This window comes from Campylobacter sp. 110 (assembly GCF_002383965.1).
Taxonomy (GTDB): domain Bacteria; phylum Campylobacterota; class Campylobacteria; order Campylobacterales; family Campylobacteraceae; genus Campylobacter_D; species Campylobacter_D coli.
Genome location: NZ_NXBD01000052.1, coordinates 11,803 through 38,761 on the forward strand (window position 1 = coordinate 11,803; position 26,959 = coordinate 38,761).

A 26,959-nucleotide genomic window follows, 5' to 3' on the forward strand; every position below is an offset into this window, starting at 1 on the left:
ACTCTTAAAAATTATTTTTGTTACTTTTTGATACAAACATATTTTTTCATTATTTTTTATATTTTCTAATTATTAAAAATATAGGTAAATATATATACAAAAATTAAAATTTTGTTCAAAAAATATACAAAATTTATTTTTTTAGCTACAAAATCACACAATTAAACCAAAAAATTGGCATTTTATTTTTCAAACAAAAACTCTATAATGCAAATTCAACTTATCAAGAAAGGATGGATTATGGGTATTGTTTATGAGCAGACTTATCGAGAATCTCTTCAAAATCCTGAAGCATTTTGGGCTGAAGCAGCTAAAAAAGTGCATTGGTATAATGAATGGGATAGGGTGCTTGATGATAGCGATGGGCATTACAGATGGTTTGTTGGCGGGTGTATGAATACTTGTTATAATGCACTTGATTTACATGTACACAATGGCAGGGGCGATCAATTAGCACTGATTTATGATTCTCCTGTTACGGATACAAAGAAAAAATATACTTATAAGCAACTTCGTGATCGTGTTGCAAAAGTAGCCGGAATTTTAGCAAATAAGGGCGTGGTTAAAGGGGATCGCGTTGTTATTTATATGCCAATGATACCTGAAGCACTTATAGCCATGCTTGCTTGTGCTAGGCTTGGAGCTATTCATAGTGTTGTATTTGGAGGCTTTGTAGCACATGAACTTGCTACGAGGATAGAAGATGCTAAACCTAGAATGATTATTAGTGCAAGTTGCGGGATAGAAGTAAGTAGCATTATCGAGTATAAACCTATTTTAGATGAGGCTATTAAAAAATGTACTCATAAGCCTACGACTTGTTTGATTTGGCAACGCCCACAATATAGAGCAAATATGCTTCCTTGGAGGGATATTGATTGGGAGCTTGAAGAGGAAAAAACTCGCGGGGTAGATCCTGTACCTGTTTTAGCTACTGATCCGCTTTATATACTTTATACTTCAGGCACCACAGGTTCTCCAAAAGGAGTAATCCGCTCTAATGGAGGTCATTCTGTGGCTATGAAATGGTCGATGGATAATATTTATAATGCTAAAGCAGGAGATGTCTTTTTTACCGCTTCTGATGTAGGTTGGGTTGTGGGACATTCTTATATAGTTTATGCACCTTTGATGAATGGATGTACAACTATAGTTTATGAGGGAAAACCTGTAAGAACACCTAATCCTTCAGTATTTTGGAGAATTATTGAAGAATATAAAGTGAATGTGCTTTTTTCAGCTCCAACTGCTTTTAGGGCGATTAAAAAAGAAGATCCTAAAGGAGAATGGATTAAAAAATTTAATCTTGATAGCTTAAGATCTATTTTTGTAGCAGGTGAAAGATGCGATAGCGATACGCTTAAATGGATAGAAAAGCTTACAAAAAAACCTGTGATTGATAATTGGTGGCAAACTGAAACAGGTTGGGCGATCGCAGCTAATCCTTTGAGCTTGGAAGCGCAAGTTGTTAAAGCAGGAAGTCCTACAAAACCTATGCCAGGATTTAATCTTAAGGTTTTAGATGAAAAAGGTCAAGAGCTTGGAGCAGGAAAAAAAGGAATTTTGTGCCTAAAACTTCCTTTACCTCCAGCTTGTTTAATGGGAATTTGGGAGAATGATGAAAGATATCGTAGGGGATATTTAGATCAATTTCCAGGCTATTATCTAACAGGAGACACAGGCTATATCGACAAAGATGGCTATGTGTATGTTTTAGGAAGAATGGATGGAATCATCAATGTTGCAGGCCATAGACTTTCAACTGGAGAAATGGAAGAGATTATAGCAAAACATCCTGATGTTGCAGAATGTGCGGTTATAGGTGTAAATGATGAGCTTAAAGGTGAAATACCTATGGGCTTTATCGTTTTAAAAGAGGGTATAGAGCGAGATCATAGGGGTATAGTTGAAGGAGTTGTAGCTTTGGTGCGTCAAGAAATTGGAGCCGTAGCTTCGTTTAAAATTGCCACAGTTGTTAGTGCTTTACCTAAGACAAGAAGTGGAAAAATTTTGCGTAAAAATTTAAGAGAAATGGCTGATGGTTCAACCTTAAATGTTCCAGCTACTATAGAGGATAGTAATGTTTTAAAAGCTTGCGAAAAAGCTATTAATGCTTTAGGATACCCAAAAAATAAAGGAGAAAAATAATGAGTGCAGGAAAAAAATTTAAAGAATTAGTAAAGACAAGCAAACCTTTGACCATAGTAGGAGCTGTCAATGCTTATAGTGCTTTACAAGCTACTAAAATAGGACACAAAGCTTTATATCTTTCGGGAAGTGGCGTGGCAAGCGCGAGTTATGGCTTGCCTGATTTGGGGATTATCGCACTTGAAGAAGTATGCATTGATGTAAGACGCATTTGCTCTAGAGTGGATACGCCTTTATTAGTTGATGCAGATACGGGTTTTGGAGGCGCTTTTAATATTGCAAGAACGATAAAAGAATTGATTCGTGCGGGTGCAGCAGCAACTCATATTGAAGATCAAGTGGCTCAAAAAAGGTGCGGACATCGTCCTAATAAGGAATTAGTAAGCACTGAAGAGATGTGTGATCGTATTAAAGCAGCAGTAGATGCAAAAATCGATCCTGATTTTGTGATTATGGCAAGAACAGATGCGCATGCAATCGAGGGTCAACAAAAAGCCATTGAAAGGGCATTGGCATATGTTGAGGCTGGAGCTGAAATGGTTTTTGCTGAAGCTATTACAAGTTTAGAAGAATATGAAGAATTTGTTAAAAATGTAAAAGTTCCAATTCTTGCAAATATCACAGAATTTGGAAAAACTCCTTATTTTACTAAAGAAGAATTAAATAGAGCAGGAGTATCTATGGTGCTTTATCCTTTAAGTGCAAATCGTGCGATGAATAAAGCTGCAGTTCAAGTTTATGAAAGCATATTGAAAAACGGACATCAAAAAGATGTGCTTGAAATTATGCAAACTAGAGAAGAGCTTTATGAAATGTTAGATTATTATTCTTATGAGCAAAAATTAGACGAATTATTTAAAAGAGGTGCAAAATGAGTATAAGTGAAGCAGCTAAAAAAACGGGTGGATTAGCAGGAGTTATCGCAGGACAAAGTGCAATTTGTACTTGCGGGCTTGGAAACGGACTAAATTATTATGGTTATAGCATAGAAGAATTAGCACAAAATGCAGAATTTGAAGAAATAGCTTATTTGCTCCAATTTGGGGAATTGCCAAACGCAAAAGAATTAGAAAATTATAAAACAAAAATTATCGCTCAAAGAGCTTTGAGTGAGAATTTAAAAAGCGTTTTAAGGGCTATACCTAAGGAAGTTCATCCTATGAATTTGATGCAAGCAGCTGTTGCAGCACTAGGAGCTTTAGAAGGCGAAAATGAGGATTTTAGTGATCAAGATGAAAAAATCATCAGACTTTTAGGAATTTTGCCGAGTGTACTTTGTTACTGGCATCATTATGTGAATTTTGGTAAAGAAATTGATTTTGATTCCAATCAAACAAATATAGCGGGATATTTTTTGGAAAAATTAAAACTTGAAGCTCCAAAAGAAGATTTTATCAAGGCTATGCAATGCTCATTAATCCTTTATGCAGAGCATGAATTTAATGCTTCAACCTTTACAGCTAGAATTTGTGCTTCAACAAAAAGTGATATTTTTAGCGCAGTTGCTGCGGCTATTGGAGCTTTAAGAGGGCCTTTGCATGGAGGAGCAAATGAAGCAGCGATGCACTTAATAGAAAGTTTTAAAAGTGTTGAGGATGCCATTGAGGGTGTGAATAAAAAATTAGAAAATAAAGAGCTTTTAATGGGTTTTGGTCACCGTGTTTATGGGCTTGGAGGCGATCCTAGAAATGCGCTTATTAAGGTTTGGAGTAAGCATTTAGGAGGTGATGATTTACTTTTTAAAATCAGTGAAGCCATAGAAGCTTTGATGAAAGAAAAACGCCCAAGTTTGCCACCTAATGCAGATTTTTATAGTGCATCAGCTTATCATTTTATGGGAATTCCAACTGAGTATTTTACGCCGATTTTTTTATGAGTCGCGTAAGTGGTTGGTGTGCGCATATCAAAGAGCAAAGAGCAAACAATAAACTTATACGCCCAAGTAGTGAATACATAGGCGTTGAACCAAGAAAATTTGCAAAAATTCAAGACAGATAAGGAGAAAAAATGAGTGATATGGGAATTTTAGAGGCAAAACGCCCTGAATTTGATGAACTTTTAACAAAAATTGCAAAATACGCTGATGAATTTGAAATCACAAGTGATTTGGCTTTAGAAACGGCTAGATATTGTTTGATGGATACTATAGGTTGTGGGCTTTTAGCGCTTAAATATCCTGCTTGCACCAAGCTCTTAGGGCCAAGTGTTGAAGGAGCCGAATTTAGACCTTTGGGTGCAAAAGTGTTTGGAACATCTTATCAATTAGAGCCGATTCGTGCGGCATTTAATGTGGGTGCTATGGTAAGATGGCTTGATTTTAATGATACATGGCTTGCGGCTGAATGGGGGCATCCAAGCGATAATTTAGGCGCGATTTGGGCAGTGGCTGATTATGCAAGTCGTAAAAATATCAGCGAAGGAAAAGAGCCTTTAAAAGTAAAATGTGTCCTAAAAGCCATGATTAAAGCTCATGAAATTCAAGGAGTTTTGGCGCTTGAAAACTGTTTTAATAAAGTAGGAATGGATCATGTTTTACTTGTAAGAATAGCGAGTACTGCAGTAGCTGCAAAGCTTTTGGGTTGTGATTTTGAAGAAATTCGCAATGCTATTTCTCATGCCTTTATCGATGGTGGAGCTTTAAGAACTTATCGCCATGCACCAAATACAGGCAGTAGAAAAAGCTGGGCAGCAGGTGATGCTTCAAGTAGAGGTGTGGATCTTGCTTTAAAAGCTAAAACAGGAGAGATGGGTTATCCTTCGGCTTTAAGCGCTAAATTTTGGGGTTATGAAGATGTGAAAATGAAAGGACAAAAACTTACCATTCCTCAAGAATTTGGTTCTTATGTAATGGAAAATGTTTTGTTTAAAATTTCTTTCCCAGCTGAATTTCATGCACAAACTGCAGTAGAAGCAGCTTTAGCTTTACATGATGAGGTAAAAGATCGTTTGGATCAAATAGAAAAAATCATCATCACAACTCAAGAATCAGGACATCGCATTATCAATAAAGTAGGCGAACTTGCAAACCCTGCTGATAGGGATCATTGTATCCAATATATGGTTGCTGTGCCACTTATATTTGGGCGTTTGAATGCAGACGATTATGAAGATAGTGTTGCAAGCGATGAAAGAATTGATGCTTTAAGGGCTAAAATGCAAGTAGAAGCGGATGATCGCTATACAAAAGAGTATTTAGAAAGCGATAAAAGAAGCATAGCTAATGCCGTGCAAGTTTTCTTTAAAGATGGCACAAGTACAAAAAAAGTCGAAGTTGAGTATCCTATAGGACACAAAAGACGCAGAAGCGAAGGAATTCCTCTTTTAATCGCCAAATTTAAAGCCAATCTTGCTACGCGTTTAAGTCCAAAACAATGCGAAAAAATCATGAAAATTTGCGAAGATCAAAAGAGCTTAGAACAAATGAATTTTAACGAATTCAGCGATCTTTTTTGGCTGGGTTAAAAATAAAAAAACAAGACTGTTTCAGTCTTGTTTAATTTAAAACAAAATACAATTAAAACAATGAATAATTTTTAGGATTAAAAATGCTATTTGAAAATACTATTTTAAAAGAACTTAAAGTACTTTATAAACTTGATAACTATCATGGAATTTTTGCTGTATTATGGGATTATTTACAAATTACTTTGATAATAGTCATTTCTTGTTTTATGCAAAACATTTTTATGTATTTATTTGCAGTTTTATTTATTGGCACGAGACAAAGGGCTTTAGCGACTATTTTACATGAGTCAGCCCATAGAATATTGGCAAAAAATAGAAAATTAAATGATTTTTTAGGTAAATATCCAAGCGGATATCTTATTTTTCAAACTTTTAAAAAATACAGACAAAGCCATGTTATTAAACATCATGGTTTTTTAGGAATTGAAAATAAAGATCCTGATTATGATTTTTATATACAATCAAAGCTTTTCGCTTCTTATTCTTTAAAAGAATTTATTTTTAGGCACCTTATCTTACCCTTGTTTTTGAGTAAGACTTTTGATTTTATTTCTTATCTTATAAAAAATAGCTTGGGTGATTTTAAGGATAAAGAAATTAAATATCTTATTTTATTTTGGATTGTTATTTTTGGTATTTGTTTTTATGTTAATGTTCTTGATATTTTATTAATGTATTGGTTTGTGCCTTTACTTACAAGTTTTCCTATGGTAGGACATTTTATAGAGATGGCAGAACACTTTCCTATTATAAAAAATAAAAGAGAAATAGAAAAATCTTGGAATAGATTTGGCAATAAAATTGAATTATTTTTTACTGGCTTACATAAAGAAAATTATCATTTAATCCACCATTTGTTTGCAAATATTCCTTTTTGGAATTTAGATAAAGCTCATAATATTTTATGTAAAAATGAAGAATACAGACTTTTAAACTCTAATATGGGAGGTATTTTTAGCTCTTCAAATCAAGCTTCCTCTCTATGGAAAAAAATAATTAAAAAGGAGCTTAAAATATGCTAAAAAATCCTAAGTTTCAAGCTTTCTTTTTCGCTTTTTTAGCTGCAATATTTAACGCTTTTGTTGGAATTTTTAGTGTTTTTCTTTTTAAAAAAGGTTTTATGAGTTCAGAAGTAGCTTTTTATAAGTGCTTTGTGGCTAGTGTGATTTTGTTTGTGATGTTAATTTATATGAGAAAATTGACCACTTTGTTGGCTTTTATCAAGCAGAAAATTTTCACACTTTTGCTTCTTGCTTTTTTTGGATTTTTTATGCTTTATCATTTTGAGAGTGCTGCTTACACGAGTATGAGTGTGGCTAATGTAGTTTTTGTGCTTTTTGGTGTGGGGATGATTATCACTTTTATTTGTGAAGCATTGGATGTTAAACGCTTTTTTCATTTAAATGAGCTTTTGGCTATGGTTTTTGCGCTTTTGGGACTTTGGATGATTTTTTTGGCTGAAGGTGGGACTTTGGAAAATTTTACTCATTTAAAAGGCCTTGTAAATGCTATTTTAGCAGGGATTGGCTATGCTTTATTTTTATTTTTTACTAGAAAATTAAAACTGGGTTTTGGGTTAGTTCCTCTTTGTGCTTTGCTTTTTATAGGAAGCTTGTATTTGAGTATTCCTTTATTTGGAGCAAATTTAAATCTTAATTTTTCTTTAGAAAGTCTTATTTTGCTTTTAGCTTTGGCGTTTTTGCCTACTATAGGGGGATTTTACTGCACTACTAGAGCCTTAAGTCTTGCAAAGTCAAATTCAGTCCAGCTTATAGAACTTAGTGAGCCTTTGTTTGCTATGCTTTTTGGGTCTTTGTTTTTGGCTCAAAGTATTTCGTTTTTGCAAATTTTAGGTGGAGTTTTTATACTTTTTGCTATTTTTGTTCATGAATTTAAATTAAAATTGTAAAAAGCAGTTTTTCAGAAATTTTTTTCAATTGGATTTTTAAAATTTCTTTAGAAAGAGCAGATGCTTTATGGCAAGCAAAAGATTGTTTATTGCTTGAGTTTTGACATTGATTTTGACTATTTTTTTGTGTGATTTTAATAAGATATAATTGCATAGCTTGATCTTTGGAATTTTTATCAACTGCCATATTACAATCAGTATAATATCCGGCCTGACAAGATTTATAAAAAAGTTTTTGGGCTAAAATATCATTTTGATTAAATAATTCAACCCAGCCTTGCGCAAAGCACAACTTTGTATCTTTTTCACAAGCTTTAGAGCTTAATTCTTTAGCTTTGATTAAGTCTTTTTCTACCCCTTGTCCGCCATGCATACATATAAGAAAGTCCTGTACAAATAGCATCATGCCCTTGCTCGCAGCTTTTTTTGGCTAGTATAATTGCTGATTTTATATCTTTTTTACTAAGCGTAGCGATATGTTCTAATAAAGCAAAACTTGAGTTTTGATCTAAAAAATATTTTAAATTGCTTTGATAAGTTTCTTCATCTAGCTTTTTCAGTAATTTAAATTTTATATTGTTGATTCTCACACAAGAGTCCAATCTCCCAAGTTTACAAGCTTTTTGGAAAAGCAATAAAGCTTTGTTTAAATCCAAAGGAAGTCTCGTGTTTGCTGCAAATTCTCTTCCTAAATAAGCACATGCGGTGGCATTATTTTCTAAGTATTGTTTTTGAAAAAGACTTAAATTACTCTCGAAAAAAATATTCCCCCTTTGGAGTAAGAGCAAATTTTTCCTTTAAGGGCTGATTTAAAATTTCTTTTAAACTCTCGTCCAAGAATTGATTAATGCCTAAATTTTCTTTTATATTTTGGGGTAAATTATTTGCTAAAACGGAAAATTGACAAAAAAATATTAAAAAAACTGAAATTTTAATTTTTTTCATGAGTATTTCTTTCTTGCCTATTTTTTTAAAATTATAACAGAATTTCAAAGTTTGTAAAACTAAAATTTGTTATAATCAGCCCAAATTTATGCTCTTAGGAAAATTCATGCCAAAACGAACAGATATTAAAAATATTTTACTTATAGGAAGTGGTCCTATCGTTATAGGTCAAGCTTGTGAATTTGATTATTCAGGAACTCAAGCAGCAAAAACTTTAAAAGAACAAGGGTATCACGTAGTTTTAATCAATTCTAACCCAGCGACTATTATGACTGATCCTGAATTTGCTGATGCTACTTATATAGAGCCTGTAACCAAGGAAAGTATTTTAAGTATTATTAAAAAAGAGAAAATCGATGCCATTTTGCCAACCATGGGTGGACAAGTGGCTCTAAATGTAGCTATGGAAGTTTATGAAAGCGGACTTTTAGGTGATGTGAAGTTTTTGGGTGCAAACCCTGAAGCGATTAAAAAAGGCGAAGATCGTCAAGTTTTTAAAGAATGTATGAAAAAAATCGGCATGGATTTACCAAAATCTATGTATGCGTATAATTATGATGAAGCTTTAAAAGCTGTAGATGAAATCGGCTTTCCTTTGATGATCCGTGCTTCTTATACCTTAGGTGGTGCGGGAAGCGGTGTGGTTTATAATATGGATGAATTTAAAGAACTCGCTAATGCTGCCTTAGCACTTTCGCCAATCCATGAAATTCTTATCGAAGAAAGTTTGCTTGGATGGAAAGAGTATGAAATGGAGGTTATCCGCGATAAAAATGATAATTGCATTATCGTGTGTAGTATAGAAAACCTCGATCCTATGGGAGTGCATACAGGAGATAGTATCACGGTTGCACCTGCTCTTACTTTAACTGATAAAGAATACCAAGTTATGCGTAATGCCTCTTTTGCCATTTTGCGTGAAATAGGCGTGGATACGGGCGGATCAAATGTGCAATTTGCTGTCAATCCAACAAATGGTAGAATGATAGTTATTGAAATGAACCCAAGGGTTTCAAGATCAAGCGCTCTAGCTTCTAAAGCAACGGGTTATCCTATAGCAAAGGTTGCAACACTTTTGGCGATTGGATTTAGCTTGGATGAGATAAAAAATGATATTACCGGCACTCCTGCTAGTTTTGAACCTGTGATTGATTATATTGTTACAAAAATTCCTCGTTTTACTTTTGAGAAATTCCCAGGAGCCAATACAACTTTAGGCACAGCGATGAAAAGCGTGGGTGAGGTAATGGCGATTGGCCGAACTTTTAAAGAAAGTATACAAAAAGCACTTTGTTCTTTGGAAAGAAATTTAAGTGGTTTTGATAGAGTGAAATTTGAAGATAAAAACGATCTTATCTTTAAAATTCGCAACGCTAATGAAAAGCGTTTGCTTTATGTAGCGCAAGCTTTTAGAGAGGGTTTTGATGTAAAAGAGCTTTATGAGCTTTGTAAAATCGATCCTTGGTTTTTATCCCAAATTAAAGAAATTGTAGATTTTGAAGAGCAAATTGATATGGATATCTTGCATAACAAAACCCTTTTAAGAAAAGCAAAAACTATGGGTTTTTCAGACAAGATGATCGCCTTGCTTGTGAATCTAAAAGATAATTTAGAATTAAGTCAAAATGATATCTATTATGCAAGAATGAAGCAAAAAATCATAGCAGAATTTAGCGAAGTAGATACTTGTGCAGGGGAATTTGAAGCTTTAACTCCTTATCTTTATTCTAGTATCAATGTAAGCGAACTTACCCAAAGTAAAAATGAAGCAAGAGATAAAAAAGAAAAAAAAGTGATGATTATAGGTGGTGGGCCAAATCGTATAGGACAAGGTATAGAATTTGACTATGCTTGTGTGCATGCTTCTTTTGCATTAAAGGATTTGGGCGTAAAAACTATTATGCATAATTGCAATCCAGAAACCGTTTCTACAGATTATGATACGAGTGATATTTTGTATTTTGAACCTATTGATTTTGAGCATTTGCGTGGTGTGATTGAGCGCGAAAAACCAGATGGGGTTATAGTACATTTTGGTGGTCAAACTCCTCTTAAATTTGCTAAACGCTTGAGTGCTTTTGGAGCTAAAATCATAGGCACAAGCGCAAGAGTGATCGATATGGCAGAAGATAGAAAGAAATTTGCTGAATTTATTACAAAACTTGGTATCAATCAACCTAAAAATTCTACCGCTACAAGCGTAGAAGAAGCGGTTTTAAAAGCGAGCGAGATAGGTTATCCTGTGCTTGTAAGACCAAGTTATGTTTTAGGCGGAAGAGCTATGCGCGTGGTTAATGATGAGAGTGAACTTAGACTTTATATGCAAGAAGCTGTGGATGTAAGCGATAAAAGTCCTGTTTTGATCGATCAGTATTTAGATAATGCGACTGAAATCGATGTTGATGCTATCAGTGATGGTAAAGATGTTTATGTAGCAGGAATTATGGAGCATATTGAAGAAGCAGGAATTCATTCAGGTGATAGCGCATGTTCTTTGCCACCTTGCAATATTGATGAAAAAATGCAAGAACAAATCGTACAAAAAACTGCAGATATTGCTTTAAATTTAGGTGTTGTAGGACTTTTAAATATACAATTTGCAATTTACAATAACGAACTTTATATGATAGAAGTAAATCCTAGAGCAAGTCGTACCGTACCTTTTGTAAGTAAAGCTACAGGTATACCTTTGGCAAAAGTTGCAACACGCGTAATGTGGCAGGGGAATTTAAAAGAAGCTTTAAAATTTTATGATGCTTTTGGTGTGGTGAATTTTGACAATGCGATTTTGCGTCCTAAGCTTTCAAAATATATCAGCGTAAAAGAAGCGGTATTTCCTTTTGCTAAGCTTAGTGGAAGTGATTTAGAGCTAGGACCTGAGATGAGATCAACAGGTGAGGTTATGGGCATAAGTAAGGATTTTGCTAATTCTTACGCGAAAAGTCAAATTTCATCTTTTAATCATTTGCCAGAAAGTGGAGTGGTTTTCATTTCTTTAAAAGAAAAAGATAAAAAGTATGCTAAAAAACTTGCGAGTGAATACTCTAAATTAGGTTTTAAACTAATGGCTACAAGTGGAACTTGTAAAGAAATTGTAGAAAATGGTTTTGAGTGTGAGCTTGTACATAAAATTTCAGAAGGGCGTCCAAATGTGGAAGACAAGCTGAAAAATGGAGAAATTCAGCTAGTGATAAATACAAGTGATAGTCATACTTTTGCAGGGGATACGAAAAAAATTCGTGAAAATATTATCCGTTTTAAAATCCCTTATTTTACAAATTTGCGTTCAGCTCTTGCGGGTGCAAAATCGATTAAAGCGATACAAAATCAAAGTTATTTAGAAGTTAAAAGCCTGCAGGAGTATTTAAAAGCTTGATTTATCTAGCGCAAACAGATACTACAGCAGGATTTTTAAGTAAAAATTTAGAAGAAATCAATGCTTTAAAAGGCAGGGCTAAAGATCAGCCCTGCTTGATCACTTCTGCAAAATTTGACGAGTTAAAAAAAATCGTAAGAGTTCCAAATCAATTTAAAAATTGGGTGCGTCGTGCCAAAAAAACAACTTTTATTTATCCAAACAATCAAGCAGTAAGAATTGTCAAAGATTGCAAACACGCACAATTCTTAGAAAAAATGGGTTGTTTTTATTCAAGTTCTGCAAACAAGCACGGACAAAAATTTGATGAGCTTTGGGCTAGAAGTGTCGCAGATGTTGTGGTTGATGAGATATTTTTTGAAAATATCTCATCAAAAATAATAAAACTTCATCGCAAGAAGTTTAAAAAAATTCGCTAGTTTAGCGCTTGTAAAATTTCTTCAAAAGCTATGCAAAATTGCTCTAAACCATCTTTTAGTAATTCATCACAAGCTTTTTCTCTTTCATTTTGTGAAATGATAGCATTAAGTTGTGTGTAAATTTCAAAATTCATTAAAGGTTTTTTAAATTCAATTTCGGTTTTAAATGCATTGATAGCATCTAGTGGGGCAGTATTTATACTATTTTTAAAAAGAAGTTCTTTGATATAATAATCTTTTGGTAAATCATCGCCTTTTACACCCGTGCTTGCAAATAAGGCTCGGATATTGGGTTCGTTTTTGGAGATGATATTATTATAGGCTAAATTTGCATTTAAAATTCCTATACGATTTTGTTCTTTTGCTTTAGAATTTAAAAGTCTATCAAAACGACTTACAAAGATGCTTATAACAGCTTGCGGAGTTCTTAAGTGAGTATTTTTTCCTTGCAAGGCTATATTGTTTTTTCTAAATTCAATCAAACCTGCATTTAAAGCTTCAAAGCATTTTTGGCTTTGCTCTAAAGAAAAAATTAAAGTAGCATTTACGCTGATGCCATTTTTCATCAATTCATACATTACTTCATAAGAAGCATTGGTTGCTGGAACTTTAATCATCACATTGTCTTTACCAATGGCACTATAAAGTTTTTTTGCTTCGCCCAAACTTAAGCTTGTATTATCATAAAATCTCGGATCGATTTCAAGACTTATAAAACCATCATTTCCCGTGTGATATAAAGGAGCAAGCTTGTCTGCTGCTTTTTGTATGTCAGCAATAGCAAGTTCTTCATAAATTTCTTTTGCCTTTTTTCCTTTTAATTTGGCTATTTTTTCTTTGTAGATAGGCGAATTTAAAATAGCATTTTTAAAAATAGCGGGATTTGAAGTTGCTCCATTGACACCGCGAGATAGCAAATTCAAAAAATCATTATCTAAAAAACTATTTTCTATAAAATCACACCAAAGAGAAAATTTTTTCATCTTATATTACCTTTATTATTTCTTTCAAGTCTTTATTGTCTACGCAAATATCTGCTTTTGATCGCAAAATTTCTTTAGCACAAAATGCGACTTTTAAACCGCTTTCATTAAACATAGCGATATCGTTTGCTCCATCGCCCACACACATGACTTCATGAGTTTGCAAATTTAAAAAGTTCTTGAGGTGTTGCAGCATTAAACCCTTTGAATTTGAAAACATCATTTCTCCGCCCACTAGTCCTGATAAAGTATTATTTTTATGATGTAGATAATTTGCAAAGCCTAAATTTACTTTTAGTTTTTTCATAGCAGGATCAATACCTTCATGAAAACCCCCACTAAAAATAACAACAAAAATATTTTTAGAATTTAAAAATTCAATAAGCTCATAAGCTCCATTCATCAATGGAAGATCTTGTCCTATTTTAAGAACAAGATCATAAGGCATTCCCTTTAGAAAACTGACACGCTCTTGCAGACTTTCAAAAAAATCAAGTTCACCCGCCATAGCGCGATGAGTGATATCCACCACTTCTTTTTCTTTGCCGTAAGCCTTAGCTAATATATCAATAGTTTCACCATCCATTAAAGTAGCATCAAAGTCAAAAACACAAAGTTTAATCATTAAAATTCGCGCTTAAGCAAAGCTTCTACTTTGAGTATAGTTAAGATATTTTCATCTCTTTTTCCTATACCATAAATCATACCTTTGTCTTTAACTAAAGTTTCAGGTGGTGGATCGATTCTGTTTCTGTGAATTTTAATTGCTTCAGTTAATCTATCTATAACAAAACCAGCATTTCCTCCAACTCCAGTTCCATTTGTCTCACCTCTTAAAACAATATATCTTGTTTGAGGTGTCATTTTAGAACTTCCTAAATGAAAGCGTTGAGCTAGATCAATGAGCGGCATAACATTACCACGCATATTAAAAACCCCTAGAACATAATCAGGTACACTAGGAACTCTAGTATATTCTATAGGTTTGATGATTTCTTGTATATTAAGAATTGGAATCGCATATTCCTCATCTCCAACTACAAAGCCAACAAGTTGGATGATATCATCTTCTCTTTGATCGACATCAGGACCAGCCATCTGAGTTTGCTGTTTTTGCAAAATTTGCTCTAATTTTTCATTACTCATATTCTTATCCTAGTTTCAAATTTTTTCTAACCACATTTTCCAAATATTCTGGAGAATAAGGTTTGGTAATGTATTCCGTCATACCTACTTCAACACCTCTTAGACGATCAGTTTTGCTTGTTCTTGAAGTAACTGCAATGAGCGGTAAATTGCGATATTTAGAATATTTTCTAATTTCACCCGCTAAGGTATAACCATCCATTCTTGGCATCTCGATATCAATTAATATCGCATCAATATCATGATCGCCCGATTTTATAATATTTAATGCTTCAACGCCATTGGTAGCTTCAATAAGACTAACTCCTAGCGGTTCTAAAGCTTTTTGCATTAAAGTTCTATCCATTTTAGAATCATCAACGATTAAGACCTTGTAATCACTTGGTTTTTCTTTTGGTTTTTTAGCACTTGATTCAATCTGAGCTTTGATGTCAACTTTTATTTCTTTTGCCATATCCATCATAGCGCCTACATCTATGATAAGTGTTACTCTACCGTCACCACGGATAGTAGCACCTGCTATACCTTGGATATTTTGCAAATAATCACCCATAGATTTAATAACAATTTCTTCTTGTCCTATAAGAGTATCAACAATAATACCCAGTTTACTTTCTGCTACACCAATAACTACAACATAGGTTTGATCTCCACTTTCAAGCACTTGTTTAACTCCAAAGACATCAGAAAGTCTTACAAGAGAAAGTACTTCATCTCTAAGGCGCAATACATTTTTGCCTTCAATAGTGTAAATATCGTCAATTGGTACCCTAACTGTTTCAAGAACGCTTGCAAGAGGAATTGCATAGTATTCTTCTTGAGTTCCAACAAGTAAAGATTGGATAATAGCCAAGGTAAGAGGAATTTTAAGCTTAAAGGAGCTTCCTTTGCCTAATTCGCTATCGATTTCAATCACGCCATTGAGTTTTTCAATATTGGTTTTAACAACATCCATTCCAACGCCACGACCTGAAACATTCGTAACTTTTGTCGCAGTTGAAAAACCTGGTTTGAAAATCAAAGCAAAAGCTTCTTTATCTGTCATTTGATCCGCTTCTCTTTCGGTAATCAAATTCTTTTCTATAGCTTTAGCTTTTAGGCCATTTGCATCAAGTCCCTTACCATCATCGGTAATTTCTACAACTATATGGTTTCCTTCATTGTAAGCTTTAAGTTGCACGATACCTTTTTCAGGCTTTCCACTAGCAGCACGCGTTGCTGGATCCTCAACACCATGATCACATGAATTTCTAATCATATGCATGATAGGATCGCCAATTTCCTCTACGATAGATTTATCAAGTTCAGTTTCTTCACCTGTAATTTCAAGTTCTATTTGCTTTCCTAATTCACGACTTAAATCACGAACAACTCTTGGGAATTTATTGAAAACTTTTGCTATAGGTTGCATTCTGGTTTTCATCACAGCAAGCTGAACATCAGTTGTAATAATACTTAATTGACTTACAACCTGATTAAGTTCTTCAAGGAATTTTTCTCCTTCATAACGCTCTTCAACATCATCGTAAATTTTAAGCAAACGGTTTTTGCCTAAAACAAGCTCCCCAATTAGATTCATTAAGTGATCTAATCTTTTTACCTCCACGCGTATGGTTTGATCCATACTGCTAGCATTACTACCTGAAGCAGGAACTTTTTTCTCTCCACTTTCCGTAGGTTTATTTGCTGTATTGTTAGTTGGTTTAGGTGCCGCATTTGTTGTTTGTTTCTTTTGTGCGCGACGAGCTTGATCTTCAGCTTTTCTAACTTTTAAAAGTCTTTCTATTTCAGCTTCAACTTCAGAATCGCTTAATTGATTAACATCTACTTCAGGTTCTGGAGTAGCTATTTTTTGTTTTGGTGCTTCTAGTTCTGCTTGTGGAGTAGATTTTTCATTTGAATCTGTTGCCACAACAGGAGACTCTCCCTCTGAAATAGCTGTTAATCTTGCGCAAATTGGTTCTATATCCATACCAATAGCAGTATCGTTGCCATTATCACGAATGGAATTAAGTAAAGTTTTCATTCTATCAATAGACTCTAAAACCACATCCGTGATATCTGGAGTTATTTTTAACTCGCCATGTCTTGCTTTGTTTAAAACATCCTCCATGTGGTGAGTTAACTTTGTTAAAATATCAAAATTTAAGAAGCTTGATGATCCTTTAACCGTATGTGCAACACGGAAAATTCTATTTAATAATTCTAAATCTTCTGGATTTGATTCAAGCTCTACTAAATCATGGTCGATTTGCTCAACAAGCTCAAAAGCTTCAACCAAAAAGTCTTCAAGTATTTCTTGCATATCTTCCATATTTTACCCCTGTTCTTGAGATTGATGTTTTTTAATAACCTTTGCAATTTCATTGAAGAAATCGCTAGCGTTAAATTTGACAAGATAGCCTTCTCCACCAGCTTCTTGAACACCTTTCTCATTCATAAATTCATTTGATAAAGATGAGTTAAAGACTATAGGAATATCTTTAAATCTTGGATCTTCTTTAATGCGTGCAGCAAAGTGGAAACCATCCATTTGTGGCATTTCGACATCGCTTACTATAATTTTTAAAGTATCGTTTAAACTTTCACCATAAACTTGGCTTAATTCTTCTAATTTGTTTATGCCTTCTACGCCGTCCTTAGCTTCAACAACTTGGAAGCCCATTTGTTGCATCATTTCTTTAACGCGTTTTCTAGCTGTCATACTATCATCTAAAATAAGTGCTGATCCGCTGAATTTTTCAATTTTACTAAAATCTATATCGGTTTTAGGAGAGTAAATTCCTAAATCTTCAACAACACTTTCCAAATCAAGTATTAAAAGAACTTCATCATTTTCTATACGAGTGACACCTGTAATTTTTCCTTTATCTAAGGCACCTGAACCTGTAGAGAAAGTAGCTGGTTCTATATCTTTCCAATTGATACGGCGAATTCTTTTAGCTTCATGCACTATAAAGCCTATAAGAATATTACTAAATTCAGTGATAATAACTCTAGGTTTTAGCATAGTGCTTTCTGGCTCGGTGATTTGCATCCATTTAGCAAGATTTACTACCGGTATAACTACGCCTCGAAGATCGAAAATTCCTTCGATATAATCAGGCACACCAGGAAGTTCTGTGAGGCTTGGAATTTTGATAATTTCTCTAACCTTAGAGACATTTACCCCATAAATTCCCTCATAGACTTTATCGTGTCCTTGCTTAAAGATACGGAAATCGACAAGCTCCATTTCATTTGAACCCGTTTTCACGATATTTTCATCAAACATTTTGACCCCTCAATTTCTGTTCTCGAAATTTGATTTCTTGCTGATATTCTACTACAAAAAAACTTCTCTCATATGCAAAACTAGCTAAGTTAAGATATTTAATGTTTTCTTTGTTGATTTGATGATTTTGATGATAGTGTCCTTCACATACCCAAAATCCTAAATTTTCATATTTTTCATATCTTTTTTTCGCTAAATTTTCAAAATCTTTTATTTGATAAAAAAGGTTTTTTTTGTTTTGATTTTGAAGAATTTTATTTGAGATAGAATTGAAACTTATTTGATTTAAAAAATTTAAAAATACTAGCAAGTAATGATTTCTTAAGCTTTTAAGAGCAAATTGCAAAGGTGGAGATAAAAAAATATCCCCATGAGCTAGAGTGATAAAAGAATTTTTAAAATCAGTATTTTTACCTTTACTTGTATGCAAATTAAGTTTTAAGGGTTGTTCTTGTAGGCTAAAAATTTTAACCCTTTGAAAAAAACGAGCGAGATTAAAATCATGATTTCCTTCAAGATAAATAATTTCCATTTTTAAAGCGAGTTCTTCAAGAAGTTTAATATAGGGTTTCGCAAATTCATGCGTAGCAGAGATTTCACCTATAAGTAAGTCAAAAATATCTCCCATTAAAATGAGTTGAGGTGTGGTAATTTCACTCCTTTTTAAAGCTTGTAAAAATTCCCAAAAGCCTCTTCTTTTATCATTTTCATGAGCATCTGCGATTAAAATCGCTCCATTTTGTAGTAAAATTTTCTATCCTTAAAATTTTAAAGGTTCATAGTTGATAGAGATAATTTCAAATTCGCTTTCTCCTTTTGGTAAACGCACTTTAAATTCATCTCCCTCTTTTTTACCAAGCATAGCCTTTGCAATAGGTGAAGCAATAGAAATATAACCCTTATCCAAATTTCCCTCACAAATACCTACTAGGGTATATTTGCTTTCTTTTTCAGTATCTAAATCCATAATCACCACAGAAGATCCAAATTTAACGCTATCATGTTCATAGCTTGAAGGATCGATGATCTGTGCTCTTGCGATTAAATCACTAAGTTCTGCGATACGACTTTCTATCAAGGCTTGTTTTTCTCTTGCGGCATGGTATTCTGCATTTTCTTTTAAATCCCCATGACTTCTTGCGGTGTCGATTTCTATCACAACAGCAGGGCGTTGGTTATCTTTTAAATCTTTTAATTCAGCGCTTAATTTATCATAGCCAAATTGGCTCATCGGTTCTTTTTGCATTATATATCCTTAATTGTTATTGATTTAATATTTTAGCGAGATTTTTCGCACTTCCAAATTTTAAATATTCTTTTAGAAAATGTACTTTATCAAAAAATGCCTTATAATCATATTTATTATAAGCTTCATGTAAATTTAAAACATTGACTTGTTCTTGTAAAAATTCAGGATTTAAAGCTTCTTTTCCAGCAAAATCACAAAAAATATTTGCAAGCCCAATGTGTTTTAATTTTACAAAAAGTCTTGCGATAAATATATCAATAGTCTTTGCTTTATAAGCAAGCACAAAAGGAGTTCCTACCAAAGCTGCTTCTAGGGTAGCAGTTCCACTACAAATAAAAGCAAAATCAGCTTTTTTAAGCACTTGGGGTGTATTGCTTTGTATTTTAAAATCCTTTATGTCGCCATAAATTTCTAAACTTTTGAGATTGAAAGGTGGTACGCAAAGGATTTTTTCTCCTTTAAATTTGCATGATAATTCTCTAAAAACAGGCATTAAACGCTTGATTTCACTGCGTCTTGAGCCTGGTAAAAACGCTATAGTCTTTTCACTTTCACTTTTGTTAAGTAAAATTTTAATATCGTTTTCATTTTTAAAATCTTTAATTTCATCCAAAAGAGGATGTCCTACATATATACTTTTGCTAAAAAATTGTTCATCAAAAGGCAAGATAGAGGCTAAAACATCAAAATGGCTTTCTATAATAGGAATGCGCCCTTTTTTCCAAGCCCAAACTTGAGGCAAGATATAATAAATTCTTTTTGTTTTTGAATTTGCTTTTTTTAAAGCTTTAGCAAAAGGGATATTAAAAGCGGGAGAGTCGATACATAAAACCGCGTCTATTGTTTGATTTAAAGTCAAATTGACTAATTCTTTAATCGCTTTTTTTGCTTTAAAAATCAAAGGTAAAATTTCTACAAAACCCATGGCGCTAAATTCATGCGAGCTATAAAGTGGCGTAGAATTTAGGGCAAATTCTTTGCATAAATTTTCATCATAAATTCCATAAAGTTTAAATTCGCCAAATTCTTCTTTATAAGCTTTTAAAACTTCTTTTAAATGTAGGTTTGCCGAAGGTTCTAAGGCGCATATTAAAAGATTTTTCATTTTCACTCTCTATACAATTTTTAAAGTAAAATAATATCTAAATTTTTCTTAGCATTTGTTAGTTTTTATTGTTTTGAATTTATATAAATAATAAAAATTATTATTAAATAAAATTTATTTACTGATTTTTGCTATAATGCTTTTCATGGAATTTACATTAGAACAAATTTTAGTAGCGATGGCTTTGACCATCCTTGCCGGACTTTCAACCGCTATTGGTTCTGTGATAGCATTTTTTAGCAGAAATGACAATCTTAGAATTCTTTCTTTTGGCCTTGGTTTTTCTGCTGGAGTGATGATATATATTTCTTTTATGGAAATTTTACCCTCTGCTTTTACAGATTTTAAAAAATATTATCATTCAGGTTATGGAGAGCTTTTAGCACTTTTGTGTTTTTTTGGTGGAATTTTTTTATCGGCTATCATTGATAAATTTATCCCTGAAGATGTCAACCCTCACGATCCTAAAGAAGATCTAAGTGAGCTTAAGATTTGCCCCTTGCCTCAAAAAAATGAAAAAGCACCCGCTTTTCATGCAGGTGAATCTTTAAAAAAGATCAATGTAAAGGCATTGAAAAGAACGGGTATATTTACTGCACTTGCCATAGCGATACATAATTTTCCTGAGGGTTTTGCGACTTTTATCTCAAGCCTTGATAATCTTAGCTTTGGTGTGGCTATCGCTGTGGCTGTAGCTATACACAATATCCCTGAAGGAATGGCAGTTTCTTTACCGATTTATCATGCTACAAAAGATAAGAAAAAAGCCTTTATTTACTCTGCACTTTCGGGTATAGCTGAACCTATGGGAGCGATTGTGGGAGCGTTTTTGATCTTGCCTATCATGAATGAGCTTACTTTAGCCATCACCTTTGCTGTGGTGGCTGGGATTATGGTGTTTATCTCTTTTGATGAGTTATTGCCTGCGGCAAAGACTTATGATAAAGCCCACGATAGCCTTTATGGACTTGTTTTAGGAATGGTTGTAATGGCGGTGAGTTTGATTTTGTTAAATCCTTGAGTTAAATTAAAGATTTATAAAGCATTGTTTTAGCTTTTTTAGTGAGTGGTCAAATTTTTACTAAGATTTTTAAAATTGCTAGAAATAAAAAGTGTATTCTAACATATAAAACTTATTGTAAACCAAGCTGCGAAAGCTTGGTTTTATTAGAAAAGTGTTAGTAAATCGCGCTTGCTTCGACTATAGCAGGGGAGAAAAAGAAAAGTTTGCTTAATACAGTTACGATAGAACGATCCAAAAGGCATTCTCCTAAACCAAAGCGATTTTCTATGGCGATGCTAGAGTCAGGAAAAGTACTCATGCATTGATTGCCACCATTGGTTAAAGATCTAATTTGTATAGAACCATTTGTCATTGGTATGATAGAAAAAATAGTCTGCATTGTTCCATCTTGCAAATCTTGTTTGCAAGATTTGGTGCCAAAACTTTTTTCACTTAAAACAGCTAGGCATATATCACCACCCTTAGGGCTTATAAACTGAACATAGCCAAAAGGCAAATCTTTTGCGTGTATATCCCTAGCTTTTAACTCATCATTTGCTACAATCTCTTTTAAAAACCAATTTTGATCTTCTAACCTTTTTGAAGTTTTTCTAAAAGGACTTAAAGAAATTCCTGTCTCTAAAGATCTTAAGTAAACATAGGAGTAAAGTCTGCTAATTCATCCAAGCTAGGCTCTGCTTTTAAAAAGCTTAAAAGGGCAAAAAATAAAATAAAATTTTTTTCATGTTAAACTCCTAAGGTCTTCTAAAATTTACAGGAAAATGATCTGAAGCCAAAAAGGTTCTTAATCCTGCTAAAGCTAAAATCGCAACTATCGGTGGTGGGTTGTATAAAGCTGCAGTGTTGGAATTTCCAGTGATTGCATAATCAATCATTCTTCCACTTGTTTGCGTAGAAGAAGGCGGAACAACTACGCGAGTGCGCGCTCTTAAGTCAGGATCTAGCAAGGTTACTAAGGCGCCTGATTCTCTATTAAAATCGCCTAAAATCATCCAATTAATATCAGGTCTATTTCTAAAAAACATATCCACAGCAGCGACAATGGCTCCTGCGTCATTTCCCCCACTTACTAGAGCGTGTATGTTGAAAAAAGCATCATTGCCTATGCGTATACCTATAATAGGTCTTGAAGCAACTGTTGGGGGAGGTAAAACAAAAACTTCATCCCCTTGCACTCTGCTAACGATAGCTAAATTCACACGATTTGCTCCTACATCCACTCTAGAATAATATATATAAACAGAGCTAGGTCTTGATACAGAGCCTAAATTCCATATGTATTCATGTATAGGAATACCCACGCCCACGGGTTGCACCTGTCTAGGAGTCATCATAGCTGCACTAGGTAAAACCCCCGCTTATTGAACGACTAAAACATCCATAGGATTTGCACCGGTTATGAGTTGTCTTATACTAACATTCCATTTGCTTTCAGTTGCAGCTGATGAGCCTTGCAAATTCCAAGTTCCGGTGTTGTAATTTTCTAAAGCGGCAAATAATACATTAAAACTTAAAATCAAAAATACTATTTTTTTCATTATCTTCCTTTCATAGCGAAAAAATTAAATAGGAGCGCCTATATACCACTGTCTATCCAAATTCTTTTCTTTTTCTTTCAAACAATCGGTTAAATAAATATTATAAAAGCTCAAATTAAATTCTTCCATTACATTTGAAACAGGTGTTTGTATACATTGTTGGGTGGCAAAATTTTGAATTTGATAAGCTCCATTAGTCATCGGATAAAGTCTCCAAAACTGCGCAAAATTTGTTTGATCACAAGGATAATGAACGATGCCATTTCTATAGGCGTTTAAGCAAGTAAATGTTTTTGCATTTTTAATCATTACTGTATTGTTTGGAAAATCAATAAGCTGCCAAGCTCTTGCATCTCCAAAAGGTCTACTAGCAAATAAACTATATCCCCATATCCAATTGCCAGGATTTAAAGCCCAGATTGTTAAAGATGCTCCATTAGGATTCATAATAGTGACAAAATCACTTACCATACCTGTGTTTTCATATAAAGCATTTGAAGCAAATTCGTTTGGAGATTTTAGCCTTGGCAATGGACCTTTGACGGCATTATCTCCTTTAAAGGTATTAGGAGTGATTACAGGTGGGACAAGTGGTATGGCGGGAAATTTTTTACCTTCTACCAAGCTTGGTGTTTTTTGTTTGACAGGGGGTGTAGGTTTTGAACCAAGTTTTAAAGGATCGTTATCGTTAAATTTACCATAAGATCTTCCTAAAGGATTGATTTGTTGTTCTTTTGAAGAACAAGCTGAAAAAAATGATTGTTACAATCAAAAACATTAGGCTTAATTTTATTTTTTGCATATATCCTCCTTGTTTTTAGGTTTTGATATATTAACATAATATTTTAATGTATTTTGTTATATTAATGTGACTTTTAATCTTTCATTAAAATTTTGCACTCGCAAAAATGTATAAAAATGATTAAAAACCGTAAATTGATCACGGTTTTTTATGCGTATTTTTTCTTAGCACCAAAATGACACAAGATAGAGCAAAGTATACAAAGTATACAAGCGCTTAGAAGCATTATAAGTCCAGCATTCCAACTGCCATAATAATCCACAGCCCAACCAATAGCCTTCGTCCCAAGTGAAGCGCCGACTACATAACTCATAAAGCCATGAAGTCCTACACAAGATCCTACTGCAAAAGCAGGAACGACTTCCATAGTTTGCATACTTGCTAAAAATTGTGGTATATAGACTAAACACCCCGCCATAGCTGCAAAGAAAATAACCATATAAAGATTATTTGAAGTAAAATATCCAATAATCATAAAGAAAATAATCACCATAGCACCTATAGCAGGAGGCATTCTATAGCCTTTAAAAATTTTATCTGAAATATATCCTGCAAGTAAAGTAGAAGGTATAGCAGCCCATTCAAAAAGCCAAAAGGCAATACCTATTTGTTCTTTATTAAAGCCTTTTGTTTCAAGAAGATAGATAGGAAGCCAAGAAATAAGCCCAAAACGTACCATATAAACAAAGGTATCCATCCAAGCTACATACCAAGCATTTTTATTTTTAAGGATATAATGATAAAAAATTTCAAGACTGCTTAAATTTGGACTTTCTACAGCTTTAATTTCTTCGGTTTTAATACCTCTCATTTCGTTGATTTCGCTAATATCAACCAAACCTTCATTTTTAGGACTTCCTTTGACTACATAAAGCACATAAAGACTGATTAAAATTGCACAAAGAGCAGGAACATAAAAATGATTGATATGCCAATGCGTTTCATTAAAATCCGCCAAGCTTACGCCTAAAAATGCTGCTAAAGCAAATCCAGAAAGTGATACTATAGGAGCGATTATACCTCCTCCTAAATTGTGCGAGATATTCCAATTAGCTGTATAAATTCCCCGCTCTTTTTTAGGATACCAATTTGCTAAAGTGATAAAAGAAGGACCAACACCCATACCTTGAAACACTCCAAGTGCGATGACAAAGCCTACATAAGCATAAAAAGAATTTGAAAAACCCAATAAAACATTTATAAGAGCACATAAAATGAGCCCTAAAGCCATATATTTTTTAGGATCAGCCTTGTCGCTAAGTACACTCATAGCACCTTTGCTAATTCCATAAGCTATAAGCATGGAACCTGTGATTGTCCCAATGTCTGATTTGCTAAGTTCGAGTTGATTTTGTATAAATGGGGTTGCAAGAGTGATATTATTGCGTACAAGATAATACCCCATATATCCTATAAAAACCCCACTTAAACTCCAAGTTCTCATCTTGTAGTATCTAGGTAAAATTTCGTCTTTGGGAAATTTTATAGCTTTTGCTTTTGGTTTAAAAAAGTCAAACATGCTCCACCCTCCCAATTTTTTACAATTTATTATGTAATAATATTAATAAATATTAAATAAAAATATAATTAAAAATAGCATAAAATTAATATTTTAAAATCAAAAATTAATATTACAAAGCTTTTAAAAAAATATGCTACAATCCAAATTTATCTTTTGTAAGGAAGAGTAATGAAAGAAATTCTTATTACCAATGATGATGGTTTTGAAAGCAAAGGGCTTAAAAAACTCATTAAAATGTTAAAAAAAGAATTTAAAGCAAAAATTACCATAGTTGCACCTGCTACTGAAAAATCAGCTTGTTCGCATTCCATAACTCTTACAAAACCTTTGCGTTTTATCAAAGTAGGAAAAAGATTTTACAAGCTCGATGATGGAACTCCTGCAGATTGTGTTTATCTTGCTCTTCATGCGCTTTATAAAACGCGTTTGCCTGATCTTGTAATAAGTGGGATTAACAAGGGTGCAAATGTGGGTGAAGATATCACATATTCAGGTACTTGCGCGGGTGCTATGGAAGCAGTTTTACAAGGAATTCCTGCTATAGCTCTTTCGCAATTTTATAAGAAAAGTGAAAAAGAGCTTGATTTTAAAAATGCTTTAAAAGCTACTAAAAAAATCGTTCAAAATATTTTTGATAAAGACTTTCCTTTAGGAAAAAAAGAATTTTTAAATATTAATTTTCCAGCAAAATCTAATATAAAAGGCATTAAAATTTGTAAAGCAGGCAAGCGAGTGTATAATTTTGAGGCGCATTCAAATATCAATCCACGCGGAGTGGAGTATTATTGGCTAGCAGCAGCAAATTTGGATTTTGAAGATGAGAAAGATAGCGATATAGCTTTATTAAAAAAAGGTTATGTGACTATAACTCCTATAATGCTTGATTTAAGTGCTTATGACAAAATGAAAAAAGTTAAAAAATGGTTAAAGGCAAATAATGAATGATAGATTTACGCGTATAAAATGGCTAGTAAGTGAGGGAAATTTCGATAAAATTTCACAAACCAAAGTGCTTGTATGTGGACTTGGTGGAGTAGGCGGGATGTGCGTTGACGCACTTTATCGTAGCGGTTTTCAAAATCTTACTTTAATCGATGCGGATAAATTTGAAATCACCAATCAAAACCGCCAAATTCATAGTGAAAATTTAGGCGAAGAAAAGGCTAAGGTTTTTGCTAGAATTTATAATGCTAAGGGTATAGTAAGTAAAATAGACAATGAATTTTTAGCAAATTTTGATTTAAGTGAATTTGATTTAATCGTCGATGCGATTGATGATATTCCTGCAAAAGTAGCACTTGCTAATTTGATCGATTTTAAGCGTCAAATTTTTATCTCTTCTACGGGTGGGGCTAGAAAGCTTGATCCTACGCGTATAAAAACTACAAGTATATTTAAAACCCACGGAGATGCTTTAGCAAAAAAATTTCGTTACGAGCTTAGAAAATCAGGTTTTAAAGGAAATTTTGATGTGGTTTTTTCAGATGAGGAAGCGCATTGTAAAGATCTTGGATCTTTCATGGGTGTGACCGCATCTTTTGGTTTAGCCCTAGCCAGCTTGGCATTAAGAAAAGTTCTTGCTAAGAAAAGCTGATATTAAAGATTTAAATGCTTGTTTGTCGCTTTTTGAGCAAAGTGTAAAAACACTTTGCGCTAAGGATTATACAAAAGATCAAATTCGTGCTTGGATTAAAATTGATAGACAACAATGGGAAGAAAAATTTAAATATGATGAGATCTTTGTCTATGAAAAAAGAGGAAAAATCGCAAGTTTTATAAGTGTTAAAAAAGAGCAGAAATTGCTTGATTTGCTTTTTACTCATCCTGAATTTGTTAGACAAGGTTTAGCGCAAAATTTACTTGATTTCATTTTAAAAACTTATTTGCATAATGAAATTTACACTTTCGCATCCTTAAGTGCTAAAGATTTTTTCTTAAAAAATGGTTTTGAACTTATAAGGGAAAACAAGGTTATTAAAGAGGGGCAAAATTTAAAAAATTTTTTGATGAAAAAAGATGTGCTTTGTAAAAATTAGAAGTTAAGATAAGCAAAA

22 protein-coding genes and 5 pseudogenes are annotated in these 26,959 nt (G+C 33.4%); 12 read left to right on the plus strand and 15 right to left on the minus strand.

Annotated features, from left to right (window positions below):
* Positions 1 to 240: 240 nt before the first annotated feature.
* The 6 genes and pseudogenes from BGS43_RS08270 to BGS43_RS08295 all read left to right on the plus strand — a co-directional run bounded on the left by BGS43_RS08270 (position 241) and on the right by BGS43_RS08295 (position 7,522).
* Positions 241 to 2,148 carry a propionyl-CoA synthetase gene (locus tag BGS43_RS08270; protein WP_096569399.1) on the plus strand — a complete coding sequence of 636 codons (1,908 nt, stop codon included), beginning with the start codon at positions 241 to 243 and terminating at the stop codon, positions 2,146 to 2,148.
* Complete coding sequence (gene prpB / locus BGS43_RS08275; protein WP_002778052.1) at positions 2,148 to 3,023, plus strand: methylisocitrate lyase; 876 nt, start codon at positions 2,148 to 2,150, stop codon at positions 3,021 to 3,023. The genes BGS43_RS08270 and prpB overlap by 1 nt, the downstream gene beginning before the upstream one ends.
* Positions 3,020 to 4,146, plus strand: a pseudogene (locus BGS43_RS08280) (citrate/2-methylcitrate synthase). Before prpB ends, BGS43_RS08280 begins: the two are co-directional and overlap by 4 nt.
* Before the next feature lie 9 nt (positions 4,147 to 4,155).
* Positions 4,156 to 5,610, plus strand: coding sequence for a 2-methylcitrate dehydratase (gene prpD / locus BGS43_RS08285; RefSeq protein ID WP_025398678.1), 1,455 nt, complete (start codon positions 4,156 to 4,158; stop codon positions 5,608 to 5,610).
* A gap of 83 nt (positions 5,611 to 5,693) precedes the next feature.
* Positions 5,694 to 6,635, plus strand: a complete 942-nt coding sequence (locus BGS43_RS08290) for a fatty acid desaturase family protein (RefSeq protein WP_096569402.1) — start codon at positions 5,694 to 5,696, stop codon at positions 6,633 to 6,635.
* On the plus strand, positions 6,629 to 7,522 hold the full coding sequence (locus BGS43_RS08295; protein ID WP_002790315.1) for a DMT family transporter: 894 nt from the start codon (positions 6,629 to 6,631) through the stop codon (positions 7,520 to 7,522). The genes BGS43_RS08290 and BGS43_RS08295 overlap by 7 nt, the downstream gene beginning before the upstream one ends.
* Here BGS43_RS08295 and BGS43_RS10175 read toward each other — a convergent pair.
* The 3 genes and pseudogenes from BGS43_RS10175 to BGS43_RS08305 all read right to left on the minus strand — a co-directional run bounded on the left by BGS43_RS10175 (position 7,506) and on the right by BGS43_RS08305 (position 8,467).
* Positions 7,506 to 7,895, minus strand: a complete 390-nt coding sequence (locus BGS43_RS10175) for a hypothetical protein (RefSeq protein ID WP_096569483.1) — start codon at positions 7,893 to 7,895, stop codon at positions 7,506 to 7,508. The two genes, BGS43_RS08295 and BGS43_RS10175, sit on opposite strands and share 17 nt — an antisense overlap.
* A pseudogene (locus BGS43_RS09685) lies at positions 7,878 to 8,178 on the minus strand (hypothetical protein); the annotation flags it as partial. The gene BGS43_RS10175 and the pseudogene BGS43_RS09685, both read right to left, overlap by 18 nt.
* Before the next feature lie 91 nt (positions 8,179 to 8,269).
* Entirely contained in the window at positions 8,270 to 8,467 is a 198-nt protein-coding gene (locus tag BGS43_RS08305) for a hypothetical protein (RefSeq protein WP_002790313.1), read from the minus strand.
* Positions 8,468 to 8,573: 106 nt separating this feature from the next.
* On the opposite strand from BGS43_RS08305, the gene carB reads away from it, so the two are divergent.
* Positions 8,574 to 11,843 (plus strand): carbamoyl-phosphate synthase large subunit, encoded by a 3,270-nt coding sequence (gene carB / locus BGS43_RS08310; RefSeq protein WP_025398681.1) that lies wholly within the window; start codon positions 8,574 to 8,576, stop codon positions 11,841 to 11,843.
* Positions 11,840 to 12,262, plus strand: coding sequence for a hypothetical protein (locus BGS43_RS08315; protein ID WP_002826351.1), 423 nt, complete (start codon positions 11,840 to 11,842; stop codon positions 12,260 to 12,262). Before carB ends, BGS43_RS08315 begins: the two co-directional genes overlap by 4 nt.
* Here BGS43_RS08315 and BGS43_RS08320 read toward each other — a convergent pair.
* The 8 genes from BGS43_RS08320 to lpxB are packed head-to-tail and all read right to left on the minus strand — an operon-like array spanning position 12,259 to position 20,019.
* Entirely contained in the window at positions 12,259 to 13,245 is a 987-nt protein-coding gene (locus BGS43_RS08320) for a transaldolase (RefSeq protein ID WP_025398682.1), read from the minus strand. The two genes, BGS43_RS08315 and BGS43_RS08320, sit on opposite strands and share 4 nt — an antisense overlap.
* Position 13,246: 1 nt before the next feature.
* A complete protein-coding gene (serB, locus tag BGS43_RS08325) occupies positions 13,247 to 13,870 on the minus strand; it encodes a phosphoserine phosphatase SerB (RefSeq protein ID WP_025398683.1) in 624 nt (207 codons plus the stop codon).
* The gene (locus BGS43_RS08330; RefSeq protein ID WP_002826355.1) at positions 13,870 to 14,391 is read right to left on the minus strand and encodes a chemotaxis protein CheW; all 522 of its coding nucleotides are present in this window, start codon (positions 14,389 to 14,391) and stop codon (positions 13,870 to 13,872) included. Before BGS43_RS08330 ends, serB begins: the two co-directional genes overlap by 1 nt.
* Positions 14,392 to 14,395: 4 nt before the next feature.
* The gene (locus BGS43_RS08335; protein ID WP_096569405.1) at positions 14,396 to 16,705 is read right to left on the minus strand and encodes a hybrid sensor histidine kinase/response regulator; all 2,310 of its coding nucleotides are present in this window, start codon (positions 16,703 to 16,705) and stop codon (positions 14,396 to 14,398) included.
* A gap of 3 nt (positions 16,706 to 16,708) precedes the next feature.
* Positions 16,709 to 17,665 carry a chemotaxis protein gene (locus tag BGS43_RS08340; protein WP_002826358.1) on the minus strand — a complete coding sequence of 319 codons (957 nt, stop codon included), beginning with the start codon at positions 17,663 to 17,665 and terminating at the stop codon, positions 16,709 to 16,711.
* Complete coding sequence (locus BGS43_RS08345; RefSeq protein ID WP_324186071.1) at positions 17,658 to 18,416, minus strand: UDP-2,3-diacylglucosamine diphosphatase; 759 nt, start codon at positions 18,414 to 18,416, stop codon at positions 17,658 to 17,660. The genes BGS43_RS08340 and BGS43_RS08345 overlap by 8 nt, the downstream gene beginning before the upstream one ends.
* Positions 18,417 to 18,425: 9 nt before the next feature.
* The gene (gene greA, locus BGS43_RS08350) at positions 18,426 to 18,911 is read right to left on the minus strand and encodes a transcription elongation factor GreA (protein WP_002778078.1); all 486 of its coding nucleotides are present in this window, start codon (positions 18,909 to 18,911) and stop codon (positions 18,426 to 18,428) included.
* A 16-nt stretch (positions 18,912 to 18,927) separates the two neighbouring features.
* Positions 18,928 to 20,019 carry a lipid-A-disaccharide synthase gene (gene lpxB / locus BGS43_RS08355; protein ID WP_096569408.1) on the minus strand — a complete coding sequence of 364 codons (1,092 nt, stop codon included), beginning with the start codon at positions 20,017 to 20,019 and terminating at the stop codon, positions 18,928 to 18,930.
* Positions 20,020 to 20,164: 145 nt separating this feature from the next.
* Here lpxB and zupT point away from each other — a divergent pair, with 145 nt between their 5' ends.
* The gene (zupT, locus tag BGS43_RS08360; RefSeq protein WP_096569411.1) at positions 20,165 to 21,040 is read left to right on the plus strand and encodes a zinc transporter ZupT; all 876 of its coding nucleotides are present in this window, start codon (positions 20,165 to 20,167) and stop codon (positions 21,038 to 21,040) included.
* Between the two features lie 157 nt (positions 21,041 to 21,197).
* On the opposite strand, the pseudogene cdtC reads toward zupT, so the two are convergent.
* The 4 genes and pseudogenes from cdtC to BGS43_RS08380 all read right to left on the minus strand — a co-directional run bounded on the left by cdtC (position 21,198) and on the right by BGS43_RS08380 (position 24,902).
* Positions 21,198 to 21,754: pseudogene (cdtC, locus tag BGS43_RS08365) on the minus strand (cytolethal distending toxin subunit Cc-CdtC).
* A gap of 23 nt (positions 21,755 to 21,777) precedes the next feature.
* Positions 21,778 to 22,581 (minus strand): annotated as a pseudogene (gene cdtB, locus BGS43_RS08370) (cytolethal distending toxin nuclease subunit Cc-CdtB).
* Positions 22,582 to 22,605: 24 nt separating this feature from the next.
* Positions 22,606 to 23,383: pseudogene (gene cdtA, locus BGS43_RS08375) on the minus strand (cytolethal distending toxin subunit Cc-CdtA).
* A gap of 148 nt (positions 23,384 to 23,531) precedes the next feature.
* Positions 23,532 to 24,902, minus strand: coding sequence for an MFS transporter (locus tag BGS43_RS08380; RefSeq protein ID WP_096569414.1), 1,371 nt, complete (start codon positions 24,900 to 24,902; stop codon positions 23,532 to 23,534).
* A gap of 171 nt (positions 24,903 to 25,073) precedes the next feature.
* On the opposite strand from BGS43_RS08380, the gene surE reads away from it, so the two are divergent.
* The 3 genes from surE to BGS43_RS08395 are packed head-to-tail and all read left to right on the plus strand — an operon-like array spanning position 25,074 to position 26,941.
* The gene (gene surE, locus BGS43_RS08385) at positions 25,074 to 25,850 is read left to right on the plus strand and encodes a 5'/3'-nucleotidase SurE (RefSeq protein ID WP_096569417.1); all 777 of its coding nucleotides are present in this window, start codon (positions 25,074 to 25,076) and stop codon (positions 25,848 to 25,850) included.
* The gene (locus tag BGS43_RS08390; RefSeq protein ID WP_072219711.1) at positions 25,840 to 26,499 is read left to right on the plus strand and encodes a tRNA threonylcarbamoyladenosine dehydratase; all 660 of its coding nucleotides are present in this window, start codon (positions 25,840 to 25,842) and stop codon (positions 26,497 to 26,499) included. The genes surE and BGS43_RS08390 overlap by 11 nt, the downstream gene beginning before the upstream one ends.
* Entirely contained in the window at positions 26,483 to 26,941 is a 459-nt protein-coding gene (locus tag BGS43_RS08395; protein WP_025398688.1) for a GNAT family N-acetyltransferase, read from the plus strand. Before BGS43_RS08390 ends, BGS43_RS08395 begins: the two co-directional genes overlap by 17 nt.
* The last annotated feature ends 18 nt before the right edge of the window (positions 26,942 to 26,959 follow it).

What these genes read in the sequence shown, in the direction of transcription:
- BGS43_RS08320 (WP_025398682.1), bottom strand. Translation starts at nt 13,245, where the DNA reads ATGAAAAAATTTTCTCTTTGGTGTGATTTTATAGAAAATAGTTTTTTA.
- lpxB (WP_096569408.1), bottom strand. Translation starts at nt 20,019, where the DNA reads ATGAAAAATCTTTTAATATGCGCCTTAGAACCTTCGGCAAACCTACAT.
- BGS43_RS10175 (WP_096569483.1), bottom strand. Translation starts at nt 7,895, where the DNA reads ATGCATGGCGGACAAGGGGTAGAAAAAGACTTAATCAAAGCTAAAGAA.
- BGS43_RS08335 (WP_096569405.1), bottom strand. Translation starts at nt 16,705, where the DNA reads ATGGAAGATATGCAAGAAATACTTGAAGACTTTTTGGTTGAAGCTTTT.
- prpB (WP_002778052.1), top strand. Translation starts at nt 2,148, where the DNA reads ATGAGTGCAGGAAAAAAATTTAAAGAATTAGTAAAGACAAGCAAACCT.
- carB (WP_025398681.1), top strand. Translation starts at nt 8,574, where the DNA reads ATGCCAAAACGAACAGATATTAAAAATATTTTACTTATAGGAAGTGGT.
- BGS43_RS08340 (WP_002826358.1), bottom strand. Translation starts at nt 17,665, where the DNA reads ATGTTTGATGAAAATATCGTGAAAACGGGTTCAAATGAAATGGAGCTT.
- prpD (WP_025398678.1), top strand. Translation starts at nt 4,156, where the DNA reads ATGAGTGATATGGGAATTTTAGAGGCAAAACGCCCTGAATTTGATGAA.
- BGS43_RS08330 (WP_002826355.1), bottom strand. Translation starts at nt 14,391, where the DNA reads ATGAGTAATGAAAAATTAGAGCAAATTTTGCAAAAACAGCAAACTCAG.
- BGS43_RS08270 (WP_096569399.1), top strand. Translation starts at nt 241, where the DNA reads ATGGGTATTGTTTATGAGCAGACTTATCGAGAATCTCTTCAAAATCCT.
- BGS43_RS08295 (WP_002790315.1), top strand. Translation starts at nt 6,629, where the DNA reads ATGCTAAAAAATCCTAAGTTTCAAGCTTTCTTTTTCGCTTTTTTAGCT.
- serB (WP_025398683.1), bottom strand. Translation starts at nt 13,870, where the DNA reads ATGATTAAACTTTGTGTTTTTGACTTTGATGCTACTTTAATGGATGGT.
- surE (WP_096569417.1), top strand. Translation starts at nt 25,074, where the DNA reads ATGAAAGAAATTCTTATTACCAATGATGATGGTTTTGAAAGCAAAGGG.
- BGS43_RS08305 (WP_002790313.1), bottom strand. Translation starts at nt 8,467, where the DNA reads ATGAAAAAAATTAAAATTTCAGTTTTTTTAATATTTTTTTGTCAATTT.
- BGS43_RS08290 (WP_096569402.1), top strand. Translation starts at nt 5,694, where the DNA reads ATGCTATTTGAAAATACTATTTTAAAAGAACTTAAAGTACTTTATAAA.
- zupT (WP_096569411.1), top strand. Translation starts at nt 20,165, where the DNA reads ATGGAATTTACATTAGAACAAATTTTAGTAGCGATGGCTTTGACCATC.
- BGS43_RS08380 (WP_096569414.1), bottom strand. Translation starts at nt 24,902, where the DNA reads ATGTTTGACTTTTTTAAACCAAAAGCAAAAGCTATAAAATTTCCCAAA.
- greA (WP_002778078.1), bottom strand. Translation starts at nt 18,911, where the DNA reads ATGCAAAAAGAACCGATGAGCCAATTTGGCTATGATAAATTAAGCGCT.